This is a genomic window from Vibrio sp. 1078-1, assembly GCF_033340475.1.
Map to the genome: position 1 here is coordinate 1 of NZ_JAWOWM010000661.1, position 574 is coordinate 574.

Genomic DNA, 574 nt, shown 5'->3' on the forward strand with positions numbered 1-574 from the left:
GCGATTGGATGTTCTCATTGATTTCATCCGTGACGTAGACCTGCTCTTCGATGGCGACAGCTATCTGTTGATTTCTTTCTACAACATCTTGGATCAACGACTCTAATTGCTGAATGCTCTCAAGCGCCGTTCCAAGCAAAGTGACCGTCCCTGTAGACATCTCGTTGCCTTTCTCCAACGCAGAAACCGCAGACTTACTGCCATGTTGAATGCTCTCAATCGCAGATTTGATCTCTGTTGTGGACTCTTGAGTTCGTTTGGCAAGCGTTCTCACTTCATCCGCGACTACCGCAAAACCACGCCCCTGCTCGCCTGCCCTTGCCGCTTCTATCGCAGCATTCAATGCCAGAAGATTGGTTTGTTCGGCAATGCCATTAATCACCTCAATAACCGTCCCTATTTGATCCGTTTGTTGATTCAAACGCATCACCACTTTCGAAATCTCACCCAACTCGCCAACAAGGTCGAGAACGGAATGGTTAACGTTATCGATAACATTGCGGCTATCGGTCATGGTGTTTTGCGCTTTCAGCGTCGCATCTGCGGTTGCTTGAGCATTATGAGATATCTCGGA

Annotated in this window: 1 protein-coding gene; it reads right to left on the reverse strand. The window is 48.1% G+C overall.

Going from position 1 to position 574, the window contains the following annotated elements; translation table 11 throughout:
- A partial coding sequence (locus R7190_RS29365) for a methyl-accepting chemotaxis protein (protein WP_318138138.1) occupies nucleotides 1-574 on the reverse strand: 574 nt, incomplete at both ends.